The organism is Bacillus sp. JJ1609 (genome assembly GCF_036967045.1).
Lineage (GTDB): Bacteria > Bacillota > Bacilli > Bacillales > Cytobacillaceae > Mesobacillus.
Genome location: NZ_JBALSS010000009.1, coordinates 1 through 21851, shown reverse-complemented (window position 1 = coordinate 21851; position 21851 = coordinate 1). Strand labels below are relative to the sequence as shown.

Genomic DNA, 21851 nt, shown 5'->3' with positions numbered 1-21851 from the left:
TCGTCGCTATCGCTCCTGCCGGGTCTTACCTGTCCCGCTGCTCCCGCAGGACACTGAATTGCTTCATCGAATTTGCCCACGCACGATGGAAATGCGTCAGCATTTTCGGAGACGTCTTCGCGCCTTCCACTCCAATTTCAATAACTGGCTGCGCATAAACTGCGCAGTTTTTTATTCGTTTCATTCAATTGCATTAATTAAGCTTCCTGCTTGATTCCAAAGAATCTTTACCATAATATTTCCAGAAGAATTCTTTATTCTTTACTCAAAATAGTAATGACATCATAATTCGAATCAGTAAGCTTAATAGTAACAGTACCGTGCTGCTTGGTGAAATATACGTCAATCCATGCCTCATGCAGCATTTCTAAAAGTGTAGGATCAGGTTTTTTTGTACTTGATTTGAATATTATGGCAAGCTGGGGATCAAGATGTTCTATTAAAAGGTCGGAAAAAGACCCCTTTTCAGCATATTGTGGGAGCTTGACGATATTGACATTTTTCAGCGGCTTCTCCAGGAATACCTGCTCTGCTTTTTGGCTGGCTGAACGAACATAAAAAATTTGATGATGGAAAAATTCAAACGAAATATCCATACCTTCATTTTCATCGCTACCATCGTAGATTACTTCAGCTGTCAAGCCAGGCATCAGTTTATGAAAATCACCCTGCACCCAGCGAATTATTTTAACCTCAACTGGAATGACACTTTTTGACAGTGACTGATTCGCTGAGGCTCCTGTGACAATCTGCTGAACGTTATACTTCTGAATGTAATGCTCGAGATTTTCCTGCCCTTCACTAGATGTCAGGAACACTGTTGATATGTTTTTAACTTTAAATAGGCTTAGCAGTCGTTCAAGCTCTTTAACTGTTCCCTTGCCACCTGTGTTTAAAAGCATATTTTCACCATTGGCATGCTGAATCAGGGCAGCTTCACCATCACTTAGTGAAAAAAAGGTGAAAGCCGATTCATTTCTTTTCAGGTGGACGTCCACACCCTCTACTTCAACAGGAGCAGAAGGAGATTCAAAAGGTATATAATACCAATTCATAAATGCCAAAAACGCAAATATCAGCTTCATACACACTCCTCCAATTACTTCTAGCTATAGAGTGTGTCATTTACCTAAAAATATCATAGCCAATCGTAAATAAATTCAACGATTTCTGATATTGACCCCTCTTTCACTTTCACTTCCGGAATCGACCCTAAAAATGCTTTTCCATATGACGTCGTTAGCAGCCTTCGGTCAAAGATAAAAATCATTCCTCTGTCAGAGGATGTCCGGATCAGCCTTCCAAATCCCTGTTTAAATCTCAGGATTGCTTCAGGCAAGGATAATTCTGAGAATGGATTGCCTCCGTTTTCTTTTATTAAAGCACACTTTGCTGCTGTCAGTGGTTCATCTGGAGGCGAAAATGGCAGCCTGACGATAATGAGGCAAGAAAGATCCTCACCCGGGATGTCAACTCCCTCCCAGAAGCTGCTGGTTCCAAATAAAATAGCTTTGTCGAATCTCTTGAAGTTCCTTGTCAGCCTCGTCCGGCTTCCCGCGGTAATCCCCTGGGCAATGAGCACGAACTCCTCGAGCAGCCCGCTCTCCTTAATCAAATCATAAGTCTTTTTCAGCATTTCATGGGAAGTAAATAATATTAGCATACGCCCTCTCGTCGCCTCCGCAATGGAGATGATATGCTCTGTAATTGCGGCTACATATTCATCATTTGACACTGATTTAATCTCAGGCAAATCATCTGGAACTACAAGTTTCACCTGGGTTTCATATGAAAAGGGTGATGGGATTTGTTTTTCAAGAAGCGGTGTTTTGATACCCAATTCCTTTTTTATAAATTCAAATGATTGATTTACTGACAGAGTCGCTGAAGTAACAATGACACTTCTTTTTTTGTTAAAAAAAATGTCTGCAATATCATCCGCCACATAAACAGGACGGGCGAATATAGTAGTGGAATTCTGCAATGCTCTCAAGTCAGCTTCAATCCATCTTACATATTTACTGCTCGTATCGATGAAAACATCCTTGGCTGTCTTTCGAATACCTTCTAAATCAGACTTCAACTGAGCTACTTCCTCTAATAAAGCTTGATGATCCCGAGTGAGCTCCTGTGATATTATCATTGCTTCTCTCAGGCGTTGTCCGAGGGCTTTTTCCAGATCCTTTATTAAGAAATAGAACCTCTCGGCTGTGGTTTTCAATGCTGCCCAAATACGATTGTTATGATCCGGAGCAAGACTTGAATGAATCTTGCTTCCACTTGACTTAGACTTGCTTGTTTTTCGTGCATACATTCCAGCAAGCTTAAATAATTCATCCGTTTCATAAACCAGGTCTGCAATAAGCTGATTTATTTCAAACGTATGCATACGGCTTTCTGAATTATCGACGCTTTTTGAACTCATGATCGACTCTAACTTGTAAAAAAGCTGTGTCTGCTCATAATGTCCAAGCTGGTTCAGCAGAAGTCTTACAGCCATATAATCAAGCGATTTCCCAAAATATTTTCCCGCTGCTTTTTCGAATTGGTGGCCTTCATCAAGCACAGCATATTCGTATTCAGGTAATGACCCGCTGCCCGAGACAATGTCAGCCAATAGCATGGAATGGTTTGTAATTAAAATGTTGGCACCCTTTGCTTTTTCGAGGGCACTCTTGTAAAAATCATGCTCGTCCCACTGCTTCGTTTGCAGGAACATTGTTCGGTCATATTTAATCTTATTCCAAAAAAGCATGCCTCCGCTGGACAGGTTAAGTTCATCGAAATCGCCTGTTTCAGTTTGAGTCAGCCAGACAAGAATTTGCATTTTCGTCAATGCAGTATCGTAATTTTCCTCAACTTCCTTAAGTGACTGCTCAAACCTTGCCATGCTGATGTAATGGCTGCGTCCTTTAATAAGTGCTGTGTTTAACTGGCAGTCGAACATAGCTTCAAGCTTAGGAACGTCATTGGATAAAAGCTGCTCCTGCAGCTGAGTAGTATAAGTGCTGATAATGACCGGTTTATTGTTTTTCAGAGAATAAATAGCGGCTGGCAGCAAATATCCCAGCGACTTACCTACACCGGTACCCGCCTCGATCAGGGCATGCCCATCCCTGGAAAAAGCCTCATATACTATGTCCATCATTTCATATTGGCCTTGGCGTGACTCAAACTGTGTAAATGCTTTGTGCAGCAGATGCTGTTTTTCTGCATTTGTGTGCGGATAGTCTACTTTAGCTTGAACAGTTTCCACTGTGGAGATTTTCTTTTTTAATGCAATTCCGCGAAAGACTTCGATATCTCCGGGCAATATTTCAATTGTGCTCTCTTTATGATTCAGGGCATCATCAAATAGCAAATGGAGATCGCTTTTCAATCCCTCGGACAGTTTTGCCAGCTCTTTTAATGTAACATGGGGCAGAGTATTCAGAGCCTCTAGCATGATTAAAAGAAGTTCTGCAGTGACATATGCGTCACTGTCTGCTTGATGTGGCCGATCATGTCTAAGGTTCTCCTTTGCAGCCAGATCAGTCAATTTAAAGCTGTCAGCTGTAGGATACAGGATCCTTGCCATTTCTACCGTATCAAGAACTGGACCATAAAATCCTTCACAGCCGGCATTTATTAACTCGTCCTGTAAAAAAGAAAGGTCAAATAATACATTATGAGCCACAAAATAAGCGTCTTTAAGCATTTCTGTAATTTCGGGGGCAATTTCTGAAAATAAAGGCGCATCCTTTACCATTGAATCTGAAATACCTGTAAGTTCTTCAATGAATACAGGGATATCCTGCAATGGATTAACCAAAGAAGCAAATTGGCCAGTAATCTTACCGTCTTCGATCACAACCGCCCCAATTTGTATGATGCGATCCCCTTTTTTAGGGGAATTGCCCGTCGTTTCTAAATCTATTACAACATATTTTTGGCTCATTCATTTACACCTCTAACATTCAGTCAAACAAAAACTTAACATAAAAAGAAAAAAAGCGAAAGCAGAATACTGCATCAGATATGGCTTGGAAGTAAAGCTCTTGTTCATTATTTTTCAAAGTTTCCTGCAAGGATATGTATGAAAAAACTCCCGACGACGCGGGAGTTTTTTTATATCGTTCATATGAACGGAAAATAACAAGTGAAAATTGTTGCCTATCGATTGGAATTATTGAAAAATCGTTCTTTCAGGTTCAGCGTGAAGCATTTCAACAATCTGGTTATTTTCATTCATCAAGGCGACTTTTGGCTGGTGAGTCGCTACTTTTTCTTCTGCCACCAAAGCGTAAGAGATAATAATAACTACATCACCCTCATGGACCAAACGTGCCGCAGCACCATTAAGACAGACTACACCACTGCCTCTTTCGCCAGGAATGATGTAAGTTTCAAAGCGTGCACCGTTATTATTATTTACGATTTGTACTTTTTCATTAGCAACCATACCGACAGCATCCAAAATATCACTGTCAATCGTGATGCTGCCTACATAGTTCAAATTAGCTTCAGTAACTCTTGCTCGATGTATTTTAGCATTCATCATGGTGCGAAACATGGAATGAATTCCCCCTAATAAGTTAAGTTATTCTATTTCTAATATGATATTGTCAATCAGCCTGGCTTTAGAAAATCTCACTGCAAGAGCGATAATGATTTTCCCACTCAGTGTTTCCAGCTGTTTCAACTCAGGATAAGAATAGATTTCTATATAATCAACTTCTGCATCGCAATGATCAGTTATATGTTTGTTAATCAGCCTCACGATGTTTTGAGGATTACGGTCTCCGCTCTCAATAGATGCCTTTGCCAATTGAAGACCTTTATTAAGTTCAGGAGCCTGTGTCCGTTCTTCTTTTGACAGATAAACATTACGTGAACTTTTGGCCAGGCCATCATCTTCCCTGATCGTATTCACAGGAACTAATTCAATTGGAAAGTTAAAATCTTTGATCATGCCTTCTACTACCGCAACCTGCTGTGCATCCTTCAACCCGAAATAAGCACGATCAGGCTGGATAATATTAAATAATTTCACTAACACTGTCGCAACACCATCAAAATGTCCTGGTCTTGACTTGCCGCAAAGAACATTTGTCCGCTGCTCAACGGTAATCTTATTTGAAGCTTCTTCGGGATACATTTCCTCTGCAGATGGATAGAAAATATAATCGACACCTTCTGCCTCAGCTGTTTTGTGATCCCTGTCAAAATCCCGAGGATAAGCATCCAAATCCTCTGTTGGGCCAAACTGAAGCGGGTTCACAAAAATACTCAGCACTACAATATCATTTTGAGGTCTCGCTGTTTTCATAAGTGCCATATGGCCTTCATGCAGAAATCCCATTGTCGGAACATATCCGACTGAACGACCCTGTGCTTTCAGGGCTGACATTTCCTTTTGCATTTCGGCGATTGTAGTAATGATTTTCATTCTCTTCCTCCGTACAATGCCTGCAATTCTTCTTCCTTCATTGTAAAACTATGTTTATCTTCGGGGAAAGCACGAAGCCTGACTTCAGCTACATACGAGTTCAACCCTGAAGCGATTATTTCATTTACATTTGTATATTGCTTTACGAATTTAGGGACACGCTCCACTCCATAAGTGATGATATCATGGTAGACAAGCACTTGGCCGTCTACATCCAACCCAGCTCCGATGCCAATCGTCGGAATCGCCAAGCTTTCAGATACTTGTTTTGCAAGCTGTTTAGGGACACATTCGAGCACAACAGCAAAAGCTCCTGCCTCTTCACATTTTTTCGCGTCCTCTATCAGTTTCATTGCAGCGTCAGCACTCTTGCCTTGCACTTTATATCCACCAAGGACGCCGACAGATTGAGGAGTCAAACCTAGGTGTGCCATGACAGGCACTCCCGCTCTCGTTAATGCCTTAATATGATCAATGACTTCATCGCCGCCCTCGACCTTCACGGCATTAGCCCCTGTTTCCTGCATGATTCTAGCCCCGTTTACAAGCGTGTCTCTGATTGACAGATGGTAACTCATGAAAGGCATATCGACAACAATAAATGTATTGCCAGCCCCGCGCCTGACGGCTTTGGAGTGGTGAAGCATATCTTCCATCGTGACCGGAATGGTCGAATCATAACCAAGCACGACCATGCCTAGGGAGTCCCCAACCAGAATCATGTCTGCCTCTGCCTGCTCTGCATGTTTCGCAGAAGGATAATCGTAGGCAGTCACCATGACAATCTTGCTTCCAGTTTCCTTCATTTTCAAGAAATCGGTTGTTTGTTTCATACTCGTTCCTCCTTTTTGATAAGAGGCGATAAAACAATCCATCATTGCTAGACACAAAAAAGGACCCATCTATGCCAGAAGGACCCTTTGAAGCCATGTACTTGTTTCATCCCTCTGTCCCAGTCCGAAATCGGATCCAGGCAGAACTATTTTATTATTTTGAAAGAAAGTTAGGTGCAGTTCTTACGATACCGCCCAGAATGATTATAGCAAATGGTTATAATTTTGGCTACTTAACAAAATTATTCATTTATTTGGATATCAGCTGAATAGATATGATGGACTTTCCCGCTCGTATCTTCTATTAACAGTACACCATCCTCCGTAATGCCAATGACCTTACCCTTGATTTCCCCAGTTAAAGTACGTGCGGTAATTGCCTTGCCGATACTGACAGCATAGCTTTCCCACATCAATTTAATCGGGAAAAATCCTTTCTCCAGATATAGTACATAAAGCTTTTCCAGCTTTTCCAAAATTGCTCGGATCAGCCTTTCCCTGTCGACGATGCTTTGGCTTTCAATCGAAAGAGAGGACGCTATATTTTCAAGTTCTGCAGGGAAGTCCTCTTTCTTTGTATTCACATTGATTCCAATTCCGATAATGATTGAATTAATTCGGTCTGCTTCTGCCTGCATTTCCGTCAGAATACCAGTTACTTTTTTTCCATTGATCAAAATATCATTCGGCCACTTGATCTCCGGAAGTAAACCTGTGACTTCCTCGATTGCCTGGACAACTCCTACAGCAGTGATCAGTGTTAGCTGGGGAGCTTTTGGGATAGGCAAATTGGGCCGGAGAATGATGCTCATCCATATGCCTGTATACTTTGGAGAATGCCATTTCCTGTCCATCCTGCCTCTGCCTGCTGTCTGTTCCTCCGCAATCACGACTGTTCCTTCTGCCGCATTTTCATACGCAAGTTTGTAGGCAATTTTCTGGGTTGAATCGACACTGTCATGATAATGAAGATGCCTGCCTAAAAAAGTTGTTTTTAAGCCCAGGTTGATTTTATCAGCACTCATTTCATCGGGGATGGAGACAATTTTATATCCTTTTCTTCTCACTGCTTCGAACTCGAATCCTTCCTTGCGGAGTTCTTCGATATGTTTCCAAACTGCAGTCCTCGAGCAGCCAGCAATATCCGCCAAGTGCTGGCCAGACAAAAACTCAGATTCGGAATTCGTAAAAGCTTCAATCAATTTTTTTCTGATTTCAGATTGCTCAGCCATACCCTTATTTTCTCCTTCTCATTTGGAACATCCCCATAAACTACAGCCTTTTCGATTTCCTCTAACAGCTCTTTTAGCCATGGGCCAGGATTTTTACCATGCCAAGCCATCAAGTCATTTCCTGTTACATTCAGTTCATGCCTTTCCTTTATAGGAAGACGGTTAAAGATCTGCTTAATTCGGTCTGTGCTATAGAATTTTTCTGGAAACAAGGTCTGGTAAACCCTTTCACAGCTTAAAGCATTGTCTAAGCCTGCCTTGTATACTGATTCCTCATTCCATTTTTCGCCCATGCGATATACTAACAGGGAATGGATTTGTTTTATTAACTTAATCTTCTGTACCGGAAGCTTCCATCCTCTTAAGAAAGCATCTATTTCTTTGCCATTCAATCGCAATTCATATAGTAACAATACCCATGATTCATTTAAACCAAGTTCTAATGAGAGCCTCGCTGAAAATTGGGTTAAGGATTTTTCCTGATGAACCAAGCCAGGCAAGTATTGATACATTCCACTTGTCACCATTAGCTCTGCAGCTTTCGCACAGTCCCGGCCTTGAAGCATCTTTTCAAATTCGACTGTTTTTCGTTCTACTGCGATATTTTCAAGCAGATTACAATGCTTCTGCAAAGACTTAAGAGTATTGTCTTCTATCGAAAAGGACAATTGTGATAGAAACCTTACAGCCCTTAGTATTCTTAATGCATCTTCCCCAAACCGTTCATCTGGATTGCCTACTGTCTCGATCAGCTTCTTATTTATAGATTGCTTGCCTCCAAAGGGGTCGATGATTTTCCCGTTCTTATCCATGGCAATCGCATTCATCGTAAAATCCCGGCGCTGCAGATCTTCGGTCAGCGATCGGATAAACAACACTTTATCAGGCCGCCTGAAATCTGTGTATCCTGCTTCCGATCGAAAAGTTGTAATTTCATATGGGGTGCCTTTGTAGTGGACTAGAATTGTTCCATGCTCAATCCCTACATCGGTCGTTTTAGGAAAAATCTTTTTCATTTCATCTGGCAATGCGGAAGTGGCGATATCTACATCAGCAATTTCGCGGCCAAGAATATGGTCTCTGACAGAACCGCCAACAAAATAGGCTTCAAAACCAGCATTCTCAATCAAATTTAGGACAGGGACAGCTTGTAAAAAAGGATTGCCAATCATCATTCATCCTGTCCTACTAATTGATAATAAATGTTTTCATATTCAGTAACGATTTGTTCGGCACTAAACCTTTTTTCAGCACGTTCCATAGAATTAGCTGAATATCTCCGGTGAATTTCTTCATTCGTTAAAATTTCAACAGCCTTTTCGGTAATGGTCCTAATATCCCCTAGCTCGCAAATATATCCTGTTTCGCCATTGACAATGACCTCAGGAATCCCTCCTACATTGGTTCCAATGCAAGGAACCCCGCAAGCCATTGCTTCGAGAGCCACGAGACCAAAACTTTCTTTCTCAGAAAGCAGGAGCATCAGATCGCTTAATGAATAAAGCTCCTCTACACGTTCCTGTTTTCCAAGCAGTAAGACCTTATCACGAATTCCCAGTTCACCTGCAAGATTGCATACGTTCTTCATTTCCGGGCCATCTCCAACAAGCAAGAGCTTTGCCGGTAACCGCTCTGCAATTCCAGCAAATGCCTCGATCACGTCTGGAACTCGTTTTACAGGCCTGAAGTTGGACACGTGTATGACGACTTTTTCGTGCGGAAGAATTCCATATTCCTTTCTTAGTTCGCTGGAATCAGTGCGTTTATTAACTCTCGTATCAATGAAATTATATACACACTCAATGTTTTTCTTTGGCTTGATCAGCTCATGAGTCTGTGAAATCAATGAATTGGACACTGCAGTAACGTAATCTGATTTCTCGATACCAAATCGTATTGCATCTGTAAGTGATGGATCATATCCCAGCACTGTAATATCTGTTCCATGAAGGGTTGTCACGATTTTCAAATCGCGCCCGCTCATTTGCCTGGCTAAAATGGCACAGACTGCATGCGGAATTGCATAATGCACATGCAGAACATCCAGATTTTCCATGACAGCCACCTCGGCAATTTTGCTTGCCAGAGCAATATCATAAGGCGGATATTGGAAGACAGAGTATTGGTTTACCTCCACTTCATGTGAAAAAATATTATGATACATTTTCTTCAGCCTGAATGGCAGGCTTGAAGAAATGAAGTGGATTTCATGTCCTTTTTCTGCAAGAAGTTTGCCAAGTTCTGTTGCAACAACACCTGATCCGCCGACTGTCGGGTAACAGGTAATTCCGATCTTGAGTTTTTTCATTTTTTTTCCCCTAACAAATCCTTGTGGATTAACAATGGTTTCTTGGACATAAAGCCCTCGGCAAAGTCCACACCGACTTCCTTGCCGAATAATTTTTCCCGTGCCTCTACACTCTCAATGTATCCGTTAACTAGAGGGGTATAAAAGGTTGATGATCCCTTCATGAACTGACTTTCATAGGCATTCAATGCCTCTACCTTTTTTGGCATTTCCTTCGAGATGTCTACAACAAAATCAGGCTTATGGAATCCATTGATCATATAAAAAAATAATGCATCAGGCCTGTGAGGCATTAAGCTGTCATTCTCGCCATATTTTCTTACAGCCGCCGAAAAGACCGCCTCCTCAACAAGGCGAGCGCAGCTGCCATGATCAGGATGACGGTCATCAAAATAAGGTGCAAACACGATCGCCGGACGGTAAAACCTGATTACTCCCACGATTTTTTTTATGTATTCATCCTTTAAAAACAGTCCCCTATCAGGCAAATCAAGCGCTTTTCTCACCTTTACCCCGAGAATTCCTGCAGCCTTATCTGCTTCCTGCATCCTAGTTTCAACTGTACCGTTCGAAGACATTTCAGCTTTTGTTAAATCACAAATTCCAATTCGTTTACCTTCACTAGCATATTTGGCAATTGTTCCACCCATGCCGATTTCTACATCATCAGCATGGGCTCCAAATGCCAATATATCAAGCTTTAGATTTTCCATCATTATCACCTTGTTTCTTTTCGACTATATTCCGCCAGTCGAGGTCGCCCCGTTCTATTCCTTTTATTAAAATTTCCGCTGTTCCCATATTGGTCGCGAGCGGTACAGAATATACATCGCACAGCCTTAACAATGCAGTAACATCAGGTTCATGAGGCTGAGCGGTAAGCGGGTCCCTGAAAAAGAAAATCGCATCCATCTGGTTATTGGCGATTCGGGCACCAATTTCCTGGTCTCCTCCAAGAGGACCCGATTGGAAGCGCTCGACTATAAGACCAGTTGCTTCAATTATCCGTAATCCTGTCGTCCCAGTCGCATAGAGTTTATGATTTTCAAAAATTTCTTTATATGCAACCGTGAACCCCACTAAATCATCTTTCTTTCGATCATGGGCGATTAAGGCAATATTCATTGTCTCTCCCCTATTCAATAATATTCTCTAAGCCGTAAACAAAAGAATCCATTTTCATCACTGTATCCACTGCAAGTTTTACACCTGACATAAAGGAGCTCCGGTTATAGGAATCATGGCGAATTGTAAGAGTTTGTCCATCTGCCCCGAACATTACCTGCTGGTGAGCAATCAGACCTGGCAGTCTCACTGAATGGATATGCATGCCATCAAAGTCAGCACCCCTTGCTCCTTTAATGGTTTCCTTTTCGTCTTTATGGCCCTGAATTTTCGTTTCCCTTACTTCGGAAATCATTTGTGCAGTCTTAACAGCAGTACCCGATGGGGCGTCCAGTTTTTGGCCGTGGTGCAGCTCAATAATCTCTACATCACTGAAATACCTGGCTGCCATTTGTGAAAACTTCATCATTAAAACTGCCCCAACTGCAAAGTTAGGAGCAATAATGCATCCCGTTTCCTGTTCTGTACACATCCGCTCCAGTTCACTTAGATCATCTTTAGAGAAGCCAGTTGTTCCCACTACAGGTCTAACCTTATATTTCAATGCGGTCCTTGTGTGGAACATACCTACCTCAGGAGTCGTTAAATCGATCAGAACATCAGGCTCGATTTCCTGTAGGCATTTCTCGAAATCTGTATATACCAGGGCATCACTCTGAGGGAAGCCATCGATTTCTCCTAACTTCATTCCTTCATGCTTTCGGTCAACTACAGCAGCCAGTTCATAATTCTCAGTGTCCAGCACAAGCTGTACTGCTTCTCTTCCCATTCTTCCACGGGGCCCCGCTATAACTATTTTAACGTTTTTCATTTATGTATCTCCTTTAATTTAGCTGTCTTTACGAGTCCAGCGATCTTTATCCCTTGTGTTGAATTTAGCCATGACTCTGTCATGCGCTGTTTCAAGATCAATATTTAATGAGTTGGCAAAACAAATCATCACAAACAACATATCTCCCAGCTCTTCTTCTACTGTTTTTTCTTCTTCATCGTGTTTCTTGGGTTTCTCCCCATAAAAATGGTTAACTTCTCGTGCCAATTCCCCAAGTTCCTCGGTCATTCTTGCAAGCAGAGCCAGTGGGCTGAAATAGCCCTCCTTAAACTGGCTAATATACTGGTCCACTTCCTGCTGGAGGTCTTTAACAGTTTTATTCTCACCCAAGCAATTCACCCAACCTTCATATGTATGCTTTTCTATATCGATGTTAGCTCAATGGAGAGGCTTTGACAAATATTTTTGATTTGCAATATCCCTTAATAAGGACTTTTCTTCCAGATCTTCTGCTGTTTGTGCAGCCATGGACCGTATGAATGACTTTTCCTTCCGCTCTTACTATTTGGTCTTCATTCCTTTTGTACAGACATTCACTTTTAGGGAAGATCGAACAGCTCCCTGTAAAAGATTGCCCTTGTGTCTTATATTTTATATAATAAAAACGCTTTGACTGCTAGAAATATGCGTACTTTTGGGAGGTATCATTTTGCTCTATGGTGTGAAATTTAAAAATATATTTTTTATTCTGCTTGGTGCAGCCATATTTTCTTTTGGGCTTGTCCATTTCAATATGCAGAACAACCTTGCAGAAGGCGGTTTTACAGGGATTACCCTTCTGCTTTATTTTGTATTTGGATGGTCTCCTTCCATAACGAATTTATTGCTGAACCTGCCGCTTTTTTTCCTTGGCTGGAAGCTGCTCGGACGAAGTGTCTTTATTTACACGATCATCGGTACTGTGGGTGTATCCATATTCCTGGGAATTTTTCAAAAGTATCAAATTGAGATGCCATTATACGAAGATTTATTTTTGGCAGCCCTGTTTGCAGGTGTTTTTATCGGAATCGGACTAGGAATTATCTTTCGTTACGGAGGCACGACTGGCGGAGTCGATATTATCGCCAGGCTTGCTCAAAAATACTTTGGCTGGACGATGGGCCGAACAATGTTCATGTTTGATTTCGGCGTAATAACTCTTTCACTTATTACATATCTGAATTACCGTGAAGCAATGTACACTCTTGTAGTTGTCTTTGTCGGAGCGAGAGTAATTGACTTCATGCAAGAAGGTTCTTATGCAGCCAGGGGGGCAATGATCATCTCTGATAAAAATGATGAGATCGCCGCAAAGATCATGAAGGATATGGACAGAGGGGTCACAAGCCTAAAAGCTGTGGGTTCATATACTAAAACTGAAAGAAACGTATTATACTGTGTCGTGGCGAAAAACGAAATCGTACGGCTGAAGAATGTTATTAACTCTGTGGACCCACATGCCTTTGTTTCGGTCACAGTTGTCCACGATGTCCTTGGAGAAGGCTTCACACTGGATGAAAATAAACTTCCTTTAGAAAGATAAAAAAAATCCGGACAAATCTGTCCGGATTTTTTATTCGTCTCTTGTCATACCTGTATAAATCAAAACAAGGCGGACAAGCTCCAGTACAGCAACAGCGGCGGCAGCTACATAAGTCAATGCTGCTGCATTGAGCACCTTCTTTGTTTCTCTTTCTTCATCATTCCGGATGATTCCCGCGGAAACAACCTGGTCCATTGCACGGTTTGACGCATTGAATTCAACCGGCAATGTAATTACCTGGAACACAACCGCAGCCGCCATGAAGAGAATCCCCAGCAAGAGCATTCCGCTTAGTTTTGCAAAAATACCGATCATAATCAGGATCCATGAAAAATTGGAGCCAATGTTAGCCACAGGTACAAGTGCATGCCGAAAACGAAGGAATGCATAATCCTGGGCATCCTGGATTGCATGGCCCACTTCATGTGCCGCAATGGCAGCGGCGGCAACAGAATGACCAAAAAAGTTTTGTGATGAAAGGCGGACCACCTTGGAGCGCGGATCGTAATGGTCACTTAAGAATCCTCTCGTTTCTTCTACTCCAACATTATATAAACCGTTGTCATCCAAAATTTTACGCGCTACTTCAGCACCGGTCATATGTGAAGACGAAGCTACTTTTGAATATTTGTTATAAGTTCCTTTAACTCTGAATTGAGCCCAAAGCGGTATCAAAATAATGATCGCAAAGTAAATTAAATACATCCGAGAACCTCCTAACAGCTCTAGTTGTAATTACTATTTTATAAATGCTGATATTCGGTGTCAATTTTTCCGCTCTTTTTGAACCTTCTTCGACTTTTTACTGTCACCTTTGTATTTTCTCCATCCTACATAAGACAATGTAAGAATAATGATGCTTCCAGTAGAAATCATCACCCACCAGAGTGATGGATCAGCTTCGTCCTCGGTCATTTCATCAAAAATGGTCTGCAGATCAGATTCCAGTGCTTCAAGCTCTTCCTGGCTTGAAGCTTCAGATAAAACTTGCGGACGGTACTGATCTATGAAACTTACCTTAGCGTCAATTTTTTGGATTGTCTCAGGATTTATGTCGATTTTCATGCTCGGATAAATCACATTATATAAAGACAGAAATGAGTTAAGGTTTGTATGAAATTGGTCATTATTCCCTTCATTTGCCGCGGTTTTTACGTTGTTGAACACCGTCATGATTGGTCCTTCCATCTCTGTCCATAACGGCTGGTGTGTAGAAGCTATGGCATCGATGGCAAGTCTGAACTTGGTGACCTTGTTCATTCTTTCATTATGCCCCATTTCAGCATTTGCCATTGCTTCAACTGCTTCTTCATGGGCAACGGTTATAATTCTAAGCTCATCCATTGAAAACGGCCTGCCATTCCCTGTAACCGTAAGAAACTCTTCTGAAAAATGCTTCAGAATCCTGTTTGCATCATCATAGCGATGAAGCTTGGCCATTTGCAGCGCTTCATCAGAAATCTCATCAAGCTGTTCAACAGGCGACGTTGTTTCGGCATATGCTGCTAACGGCGCAAGCATAAGCAGCACCGAAAATAATAAGAAAAATTTTGCTTTCATTCCTGTCCCCCCTCTAAATACTATTAAAATGTATGATAGGGTGGACAAGGTTAGACCAGAATTTGAGTCTTATCGGAATGTTTTTATAGACATGGAAAATCTGCCTGGACGAAGGCCAAAATAATATCCGACGCCAACTGACAGAATACTGAGCCAGAATGTAAAGTAGCCGATTTGGTCCATGTATAAATCTAGCGAATGGTACCTTGGCATCATCATGAACACATAGTCGATAATTTCGTTATGCAGGACAACAATAGCTGCCACAATCAGGTGCCACGCCTTCATTCGGTAAAAAGGAGCATAAAGCACACCCTCCACTGCCATTGCAAAGTGCGAACCCATTAGCATTAATCCAATCCAGTCGAGATGTCCGGATACAAAAAAAACAAGCATATTCATCACAACAGCCCATATTCCATATTTAAAAAGGCTGACAATGGCAAGGGCTTCCATTAGCGGCCAATTCTTTCCCATTAAGAAAGCTGCCAAAACGAATACAAAAAATAAACTGGCTGTCGGGCTGTCCGGTACAAAAAGCAAGAATTCAGGCGGGGTATCTACAAGCTGCCATTTATACCAGTAGTACCCATAAGCAGTCCCTAGTACATTGACCCAAAATAATAACCAAAGTACAGATTTATTGCCCAACAAAGGATATAATCTCTTAAACATTTTGTCTCTCCATTCCAAAGTTTTCTAATTCTATTATTACAGTTTAAGGATCAGAAACCAAGCATGCATTCTGTAAATATGATATTAAAAGGCTATATTATAAAATTTATTGTGTGGTTGAGTATTTAACATAGGAAGTTATATAAATGGGTATATCCGAAGAAACTAAATCGTCTAATCCAAATAATCGATAATTCCAGTCAAAGTTATTGAAGGTCTGAAATCTTCTCTCTAATGTAAAAGTTTTTTGTGTATACTTTGTTGCTTTTTATAAGTTGATTACCATCATTCGAAAAAATCTTCCCCATTCCAAACAGAGCCTATAATTCCCGTAAAAAAGCCTGCAAGTTATCCTTGCAGGCTTTTTGTTCTTATTTACTTAGACCGTCAATGAATTCAGAAAGTGTCTTAAGTTCCTCATCAGTTCCTTTGAAGACAGCAGGCATATTACCTCTACCTTCTTTCGCAACTTTAGCAATCTCTTCTGCATTCAGTTTGGTAGCAGCAAGGCTCGGAGCTGTAGCACCTCCGCCAAGTTCTCCACCATGACATGAAGTACATGTTTGAGCTTGGGCAATCTTATAACCATCAGAGTTCTTATCGATTTTTACATCAGATATCTCACCCTGTTTCTTCGCAGCTTCCCAGTCATGGGTTGCAACGGATTCCCAAGTAAGATAGAAAATTGAAGCAATTGCCAAAAGCATAAAACCAGTTGCAAGCGGACGTTTTGATGGACGGCGTTCAGGGCCGCGATCAATAAACGGAGCTAGCAATAGTGCACCAAAAGCGAGACCAGGTATTACCATAGCCCCGATAACTGTATAAGGACCAGATGCATATGAATATTTTAGCAATTGATATAAGAATAAGAAATACCAGTCTGGCAGCGGAATATATCCTGTGTCTGTAGGGTCAGCAATCCTCTCAAGCGGAGACGGGTGTGCAATAGTTAAGCACAAGAATCCAATCAGGAAAACAGCTCCAACCATCCATTCTTTCAACAGGAAGTTAGGCCAAAACGCTTCCGTTTTGCCAGGGTATTCCGAGTAGTCTTTCGGAATATTAGGCTTGCGTTCTGCAGGAACACGAGAGTCTCCTACGAACTTCATACCTTTACCACGATGCATCGAGCAATCCCCTCCTTTTTCCAAATCGTTGGGCGAATTTCCATCCGCACAACACTTTCATTCGATTATTACAATGGACCAGAAATACCTTGCTTACGAATCATTAGGAAGTGCGCTCCCATTAAGCCCAAAAGTGCTCCAGGCAAGAAGAATACGTGGATCGCAAAGAAACGAGTCAAGGTTTGTGCACCAACAATTGTTGAATGCCCAGAAAGCAGAATCTTAATATATGGCCCAATTAATGGAACCGCGTCAGCAATCTGCAAAGTAACCTTCGTTGCGAATAATGCTTTCATATCCCATGGAAGCAAGTATCCAGTTAAACCTAAGGCAAGCATAATGAAGAAAATTAAAACTCCGACTACCCAGTTCAATTCACGAGGTTTTTTATAAGCTCCCTGGAAAAACACGCGAAGCGTATGTAAGAACATCATTACAATGACAAGGCTCGCACCCCAGTGATGCATACCGCGGACAATTTGTCCAAATGCTACTTGATTTTGAAGATAATATACAGATTCCCATGCATTCTTGATGTCCGGAACATAATACATTGTCAGGAACATACCAGACAGGATCTGTATTACAGTAATGAAAAACGTCAGACCTCCAAAGCAATAAACGAACGCGGAAAAATGATGCGCCGGGTTAACGTGCTCAGGTACTTCATGGTCTGCAATATCGCGCCACATAGGCGTAATATCTAAACGCTCATCTACCCAATCGTAAATTTTGTTTAACAATGATTACGCCCCCTTCCGTGGTTTGGCTTTTCCTACATAAAGCAGTCCGTCTTTTTCTTTTGTTGGATATACATCCAAAGGTGCCAATGGCGGTGTACCAGGCACGTTTGTTCCATCCTTTTCGTAACGGCCATAGTGGCAAGGACAGAAGAACTGGTTAGGATTCTGCTTATCCGTATTCCATGCTACAACACAGCCTAAGTGTTTACAAACTGGTGAAAGGGCAACAATTTTCCCTTCTTCATCCTTGAAAACCCATGCAGTTCCTGTTTCTTCAGATTCATACCATGCATCTTTTTGTGTAAATGTAAAATTAACTTTTTGCGGTTCATTCGTAATTTCTGCGACTTTCAATGGAGTCGCGATGAAATCTCCCGCTTCTTCTCCCTTAAGCACAGGATCTACGGCAAATCGGACCATTGGCATCAGCATCCCTGCAGCCATGAAACCGCCTACACCTGTAAGAGTATAGTTTAAGAATTGACGTCTTGAAACACGATGCTTACTCACGCTATTCCCCCCTCTATTCCCAAGTTAAGTCCCCAACGGACATAGTTTAAACACATTTTAAAACTAGGACATAACCATGATATATCAATCTCATTACAAAATCAATATAATACTATGTTGAAAACATTTTTCACAGAGATAAACCATACAGGCTTATTCCTCCTGCTCCCATTTTTCGGTGAAAAGCGTTAAAAGCTGCTTAACCTGGTCCTCGACAATCGAAACTTTCTGCTGGTCCTGTATATGCTCTAGTGGCAATGATGGCAGCCATAAGAGCGTTCCTGACATTTCATTCTCATGCTGTCTCCAGCTGCTATCGGAAGTCACAAAAAACAGATGCTTGAACTGCTTGTCCAATACAGTTTTTTCCCATTCCTGCAATGTTTTAAGGTTTCCAGAATGGCCTTTTATATACACAAAGGCTGGCAAAAGGAAAATACGGCCCTTAAACTGTTTTTCAAGCTGTCCAGTAAGAATTCCAACAAATTCAGCCATAGATGCACTTTGTTTCATGTCACTATCAAAAGAAACTGGTAATAGCGGTATGATAGCCGTATCCACATATTCTGCCGCCTTCTGGTACATTTCAATGTCTGCAGCAACCCATTTCATATAACCAACTCCATCTATTAAATAATCCACTATCTATAATATCATTACTAAATTTAGTTTTCGAATGGTTTTGAAATTGAAGGCAAAAAAGTAAAAAATATTGCAGTGAAAAATTCTAAGGGTATTTTATTGAACATTTTTCAGGCAAAATAAAAAGCCTGCTATCAAAGCAGACTATGATAAATTCACTGCGCCTAATCTTTTTAATTGTTCGGTCAGGTGTGCAAAGGCTTCCTGGTCCTGGCTGTCCAATGCTTCATCAATCAAGTGCAGCAGTTTGTCTTTCTGGAACTTCTGGATGCTGTCCTCAAGGAACCGTTCGGCAACCATTTTGTCACTTTCACTGATTTGAAGCTGCCCTGGCATATAAGGGTTTTCTTCCAATACCGCCGCAAACTGGTGGGCTTTGTTTGAAGCATGGAAATTTAACTGGATATAAATCTCTTCTTCCCTGTTCAAACGAATATCATGGAAAGACTTTTCTGCGTCTGTCGTCATTACATTTTCTTTAAAGAACCGGAATGGAACTTCATCTACGCAATGGGTCGACATAACTAATCCCCTAGGGCAGTACTGCGCATTTTCCACAAAATGGACTTTCTCCATCAGCTGGTCATGGCTCATCAAGTAGTTAAGGATCCAAACACATTCCCGCCTTTTCAGCTGATAATGGTTCAAAAACCAGCGGATAAAATCCTTCTTCTCGTTGACAGATACAGGGGTTGTCATTTTTGAATCCCTCCTCTGCATAACTCAAATATTTTTGATTACTGATTTTCCGTTAACCGATCCAACAGTTCCCGGAATTCTTCATTGCCAGGTTCTTTTTCAACTAACTTACTAAAAATTTCGGCAGCCTCGGCCATTTTTCCTTCTTCAATTAAAAAATATCCGTAATCCGTTAAAAATTCTTTGTTGTCTTTAAAGAAAGTATATGCTAGATGGTATTTGTTTAATGCCTGTGAAAAATCTTCAATGTGCTGATAAGCAACAGCCTCATCCCAAAGCAGCTGAGGTTCTTCTTCTTCGTTCAGGTCTGCTTCACGGAGCAGGTCCAATACGTCTTTGTGCCGATCCTGCATCAACAATAGCTTATTCAGGACAAGTACACCTTCTGTAAATCCAGGATCAAGTGCAATTGCTTCACGCAGCATTTTTTCTGCTGTTTCTTCATCAGGTAGCTTAAGTGCCAGTTTTCCGCCATAGAAATATAGATCCTTGTTGAAGTCATCCTGCTCAATGCCGAGTTTGACAGTTTCAAAGGCTTCTTCGATCATTTCTTCCCGTTCATATGATTTTGCCAGATATAAATATAAGGAATGGTATTCTGGATCCAAAGCCTTTAGCTCTTCAAATTTTTCGATTGCAGTTTTATTATAGCCTGCCTGCAAAGCTGTAAAGGCAAATCCAAACAGAGTATTTATTTCCAGTTTTTGATCAATAGCCTTTTCATAAAAATGTAGTGCTTCTTCAAATGACCCGCCTGCACTCAACGTTTCTGCCATGCGCTGGTTAAGGTTCACACCGCCGATTTCTTCACTGGATTTAAGCACAGTCTCATAATACTGTATTGCTTCCATGAGTTTACCTTGATGCGAATAAAGCTCACCAAGAGCAAAGTCAATCACTGGCTCTGCTGGAAGCATCCTTTTAGCCTCCAGAAGCTTATTTTCGCTAACTTCATATAGACCTTCCATTTGATAAATATCGGCTAACAGCAGCAAGGCCTGAGGAAATGATGGATCATTTGCTTTAACTTTTTCAAGGGAAAGAATCGCTTCCTCTTCCTTACCTAATTCAATCCATGTTTCAGCAAGCAAAACATGCAATTCGCCTTCATCTGGATAACTTCTCAAAAGGCTTTCCAGCAATGCTCCCGTTTCCTCCATGAATCCAAACCGGAAAAGCTCTTCAGAAAGCAGGAACTTTTCTTCATCACTGCCTTTAGCCAAAATATCCTGGTAAGCAGCCATCGCCTTTTCAAGTTGTCCATTTTCAATAAACTCAGTTATTTCTTGTACTCCAACCATCTATATCATCCTATCTTTTAGTTTCAATCATTTGTCGAGTTTTTACCCAGCGCTCTTTTTTTTACTAGGTTGTGTTAAAGTGGTCTGCTGATTTCCGCTTGAGCCGCTTCGCTTTCAGCTCCAATCAACAGAGTACTTAAAATGAAAATTAAGTATTAACACATCCGCTTTCTAGGAGCATAAATCAGTGATTATCTGTAAAAAACCCTGGTGTGTTAATTATAACATTCTCTCCCTTACCAGGACGATAATAAACCTCGCAGCCGGCTCGAATGACTTTTCCCTTGTCTACCGTGACAGCCAGCAGATGAGAATTGGATGAGAAAAGCCTATTTTCATCCACCATGGCAGTCTCATCATTTTTCTGGTATAAATTATAACTTAGCTCGCCTCCGCTGTGTAAATTTGATTTGGCTGGAATAATACCAATCTTCTTCAAAATAGTTCTCCGTATAGGACTTAACTCTGCTAATTCTTCGTAAACAGCAGGAATTCCTTCTCTTTTCATCCGCTCCGCCCACACATATAACTGCATTTGTTTCTCCTTTTTATTTTTGCAGTCCGGAAAAACCGGTATGATCGGGCTGTTATAGGGAAACATCGCTTCCTTGACCCACCCCCACGGGATTCGGTCGAGCTCTTTCATATCACCTATTTCCAAAAAAAACGCCGGAATTTTTGCTTTTTTGCATTTCCTGACAAAAACTGGATTTAGCAAACGGGTTGGAATGCTGATCCCTAGTACATAATCGATGGGACTGTCAATTAAATCACTTTTAGCTTGCTTCAATCTCAGATCCATTTCCCGCTCATATTGCACCTTTACTGCTGTTAAAACAATAGTACTCCCGCGCAAGAGGAAGTTTTTCAGAAAATAGTCTTTTCTTTCTTTAAAAGGCCCGGTTAACGGGAGATTAGGGTCAAAGAGGACATGGGTAGAGGTCATTATATATGCATCAGCATCCATTCGCATATAGTTATACTGATTAAAAGAAGGTCTTGCAGAAATAATCCGCTCACCATCAACCAGCAAACTAGTATTTGATATAGCTTGTCCTTTTAGCACATGGGCATTCTCAATAATATATGTCATAAAACCACTCCTTAATCGGTCTTATGACAAGCTATGCAGTAAAATTAGGAATATAACGGTTCTTTAAATTTAAGCTCTGATAACCCTAAATTATAGGCTCTGTTAAACAAGGCTGTTGATTTTCGTTCCAGGCGCTTCGCTTTCCGCGGAAGAATTATGAAAAAGCCCAACTGCCGGCTTTTTCATAAACAAATTCTTCTAGGGGCTGGCGCTGAGCC

The 21851-nt window shown here is 41.3% G+C and carries 24 protein-coding genes; 1 reads left to right on the top strand and 23 read right to left on the bottom strand.

From position 1 onward, the window contains the following. Nucleotides 1–25 precede the first annotated feature (25 nt). From V7654_RS10320 to V7654_RS10260, 13 genes are all read right to left on the bottom strand, one after another. Nucleotides 26–184, bottom strand: coding sequence for a hypothetical protein (locus tag V7654_RS10320; RefSeq protein ID WP_335430258.1), 159 nt, complete (start codon nt 182–184; stop codon nt 26–28). A gap of 70 nt (nt 185–254) precedes the next feature. Continuing rightward, nucleotides 255–1085, bottom strand: a complete 831-nt coding sequence (locus V7654_RS10315) for an ATP-dependent DNA helicase (RefSeq protein ID WP_335430257.1) — start codon at nt 1083–1085, stop codon at nt 255–257. Between the two features lie 53 nt (nt 1086–1138). Further along, nucleotides 1139–3937 (bottom strand): ATP-dependent DNA helicase DinG, encoded by a 2799-nt coding sequence (dinG, locus tag V7654_RS10310; protein WP_335430256.1) that lies wholly within the window; start codon nt 3935–3937, stop codon nt 1139–1141. Between the two features lie 228 nt (nt 3938–4165). Next, nucleotides 4166–4552 (bottom strand): aspartate 1-decarboxylase, encoded by a 387-nt coding sequence (gene panD / locus V7654_RS10305; RefSeq protein WP_335375669.1) that lies wholly within the window; start codon nt 4550–4552, stop codon nt 4166–4168. 27 nt (nt 4553–4579) lie between these two features. Beyond that, complete coding sequence (gene panC, locus V7654_RS10300; protein WP_335430255.1) at nt 4580–5428, bottom strand: pantoate--beta-alanine ligase; 849 nt, start codon at nt 5426–5428, stop codon at nt 4580–4582. Beyond that, nucleotides 5425–6261, bottom strand: a complete 837-nt coding sequence (gene panB / locus V7654_RS10295) for a 3-methyl-2-oxobutanoate hydroxymethyltransferase (RefSeq protein WP_335430254.1) — start codon at nt 6259–6261, stop codon at nt 5425–5427. Before panB ends, panC begins: the two co-directional genes overlap by 4 nt. 242 nt (nt 6262–6503) lie before the next feature. Continuing rightward, a complete protein-coding gene (locus V7654_RS10290) occupies nt 6504–7493 on the bottom strand; it encodes a biotin--[acetyl-CoA-carboxylase] ligase (protein ID WP_335430253.1) in 990 nt (329 codons plus the stop codon). Continuing rightward, on the bottom strand, nt 7460–8668 hold the full coding sequence (locus V7654_RS10285; RefSeq protein WP_335430252.1) for a CCA tRNA nucleotidyltransferase: 1209 nt from the start codon (nt 8666–8668) through the stop codon (nt 7460–7462). The genes V7654_RS10290 and V7654_RS10285 overlap by 34 nt, the downstream gene beginning before the upstream one ends. Beyond that, nucleotides 8665–9801 carry an N-acetyl-alpha-D-glucosaminyl L-malate synthase BshA gene (bshA, locus tag V7654_RS10280; protein WP_335430251.1) on the bottom strand — a complete coding sequence of 379 codons (1137 nt, stop codon included), beginning with the start codon at nt 9799–9801 and terminating at the stop codon, nt 8665–8667. Before bshA ends, V7654_RS10285 begins: the two co-directional genes overlap by 4 nt. Next, on the bottom strand, nt 9798–10514 hold the full coding sequence (gene bshB1, locus V7654_RS10275) for a bacillithiol biosynthesis deacetylase BshB1 (RefSeq protein ID WP_335430250.1): 717 nt from the start codon (nt 10512–10514) through the stop codon (nt 9798–9800). Before bshB1 ends, bshA begins: the two co-directional genes overlap by 4 nt. After that, entirely contained in the window at nt 10495–10926 is a 432-nt protein-coding gene (gene mgsA / locus V7654_RS10270; protein ID WP_335430249.1) for a methylglyoxal synthase, read from the bottom strand. Before mgsA ends, bshB1 begins: the two co-directional genes overlap by 20 nt. Nucleotides 10927–10936: 10 nt before the next feature. Continuing rightward, nucleotides 10937–11737 carry a 4-hydroxy-tetrahydrodipicolinate reductase gene (dapB, locus tag V7654_RS10265; RefSeq protein ID WP_335430248.1) on the bottom strand — a complete coding sequence of 267 codons (801 nt, stop codon included), beginning with the start codon at nt 11735–11737 and terminating at the stop codon, nt 10937–10939. Between the two features lie 18 nt (nt 11738–11755). After that, entirely contained in the window at nt 11756–12088 is a 333-nt protein-coding gene (locus V7654_RS10260; RefSeq protein ID WP_335430247.1) for a nucleotide pyrophosphohydrolase, read from the bottom strand. A 319-nt stretch (nt 12089–12407) separates the two neighbouring features. Between V7654_RS10260 and V7654_RS10255 the strand changes: the two genes are divergently transcribed. Next, a complete protein-coding gene (locus V7654_RS10255) occupies nt 12408–13280 on the top strand; it encodes a YitT family protein (protein ID WP_335430246.1) in 873 nt (290 codons plus the stop codon). Nucleotides 13281–13310: 30 nt separating this feature from the next. Here V7654_RS10255 and V7654_RS10250 read toward each other — a convergent pair whose 3' ends face one another. From V7654_RS10250 to V7654_RS10205, 10 genes are all read right to left on the bottom strand, one after another. After that, the gene (locus V7654_RS10250) at nt 13311–13985 is read right to left on the bottom strand and encodes a zinc metallopeptidase (protein WP_335430245.1); all 675 of its coding nucleotides are present in this window, start codon (nt 13983–13985) and stop codon (nt 13311–13313) included. 60 nt (nt 13986–14045) lie between these two features. Beyond that, complete coding sequence (gene ypjB / locus V7654_RS10245; protein ID WP_335430244.1) at nt 14046–14840, bottom strand: sporulation protein YpjB; 795 nt, start codon at nt 14838–14840, stop codon at nt 14046–14048. A gap of 69 nt (nt 14841–14909) precedes the next feature. Next, on the bottom strand, nt 14910–15515 hold the full coding sequence (locus V7654_RS10240) for a DUF1405 domain-containing protein (protein ID WP_335430243.1): 606 nt from the start codon (nt 15513–15515) through the stop codon (nt 14910–14912). Nucleotides 15516–15886: 371 nt separating this feature from the next. Then, nucleotides 15887–16645 (bottom strand): menaquinol-cytochrome c reductase cytochrome b/c subunit, encoded by a 759-nt coding sequence (locus tag V7654_RS10235; protein ID WP_335375683.1) that lies wholly within the window; start codon nt 16643–16645, stop codon nt 15887–15889. A 68-nt stretch (nt 16646–16713) separates the two neighbouring features. Then, the gene (gene qcrB, locus V7654_RS10230) at nt 16714–17388 is read right to left on the bottom strand and encodes a menaquinol-cytochrome c reductase cytochrome b subunit (protein WP_335430242.1); all 675 of its coding nucleotides are present in this window, start codon (nt 17386–17388) and stop codon (nt 16714–16716) included. Between the two features lie 3 nt (nt 17389–17391). Continuing rightward, a complete protein-coding gene (locus V7654_RS10225) occupies nt 17392–17898 on the bottom strand; it encodes a ubiquinol-cytochrome c reductase iron-sulfur subunit (protein WP_335430241.1) in 507 nt (168 codons plus the stop codon). Nucleotides 17899–18051: 153 nt separating this feature from the next. Further along, a complete protein-coding gene (locus V7654_RS10220; RefSeq protein ID WP_335430240.1) occupies nt 18052–18510 on the bottom strand; it encodes a YpiF family protein in 459 nt (152 codons plus the stop codon). 174 nt (nt 18511–18684) lie between these two features. After that, the gene (locus V7654_RS10215; RefSeq protein ID WP_335430239.1) at nt 18685–19239 is read right to left on the bottom strand and encodes a ReoY family proteolytic degradation factor; all 555 of its coding nucleotides are present in this window, start codon (nt 19237–19239) and stop codon (nt 18685–18687) included. A 38-nt stretch (nt 19240–19277) separates the two neighbouring features. Beyond that, nucleotides 19278–20540, bottom strand: coding sequence for a tetratricopeptide repeat protein (locus V7654_RS10210; RefSeq protein WP_335430238.1), 1263 nt, complete (start codon nt 20538–20540; stop codon nt 19278–19280). Nucleotides 20541–20724: 184 nt separating this feature from the next. Further along, nucleotides 20725–21633 (bottom strand): hypothetical protein, encoded by a 909-nt coding sequence (locus V7654_RS10205; RefSeq protein WP_335430237.1) that lies wholly within the window; start codon nt 21631–21633, stop codon nt 20725–20727. Between the last annotated feature and the right edge of the window lie 218 nt (nt 21634–21851).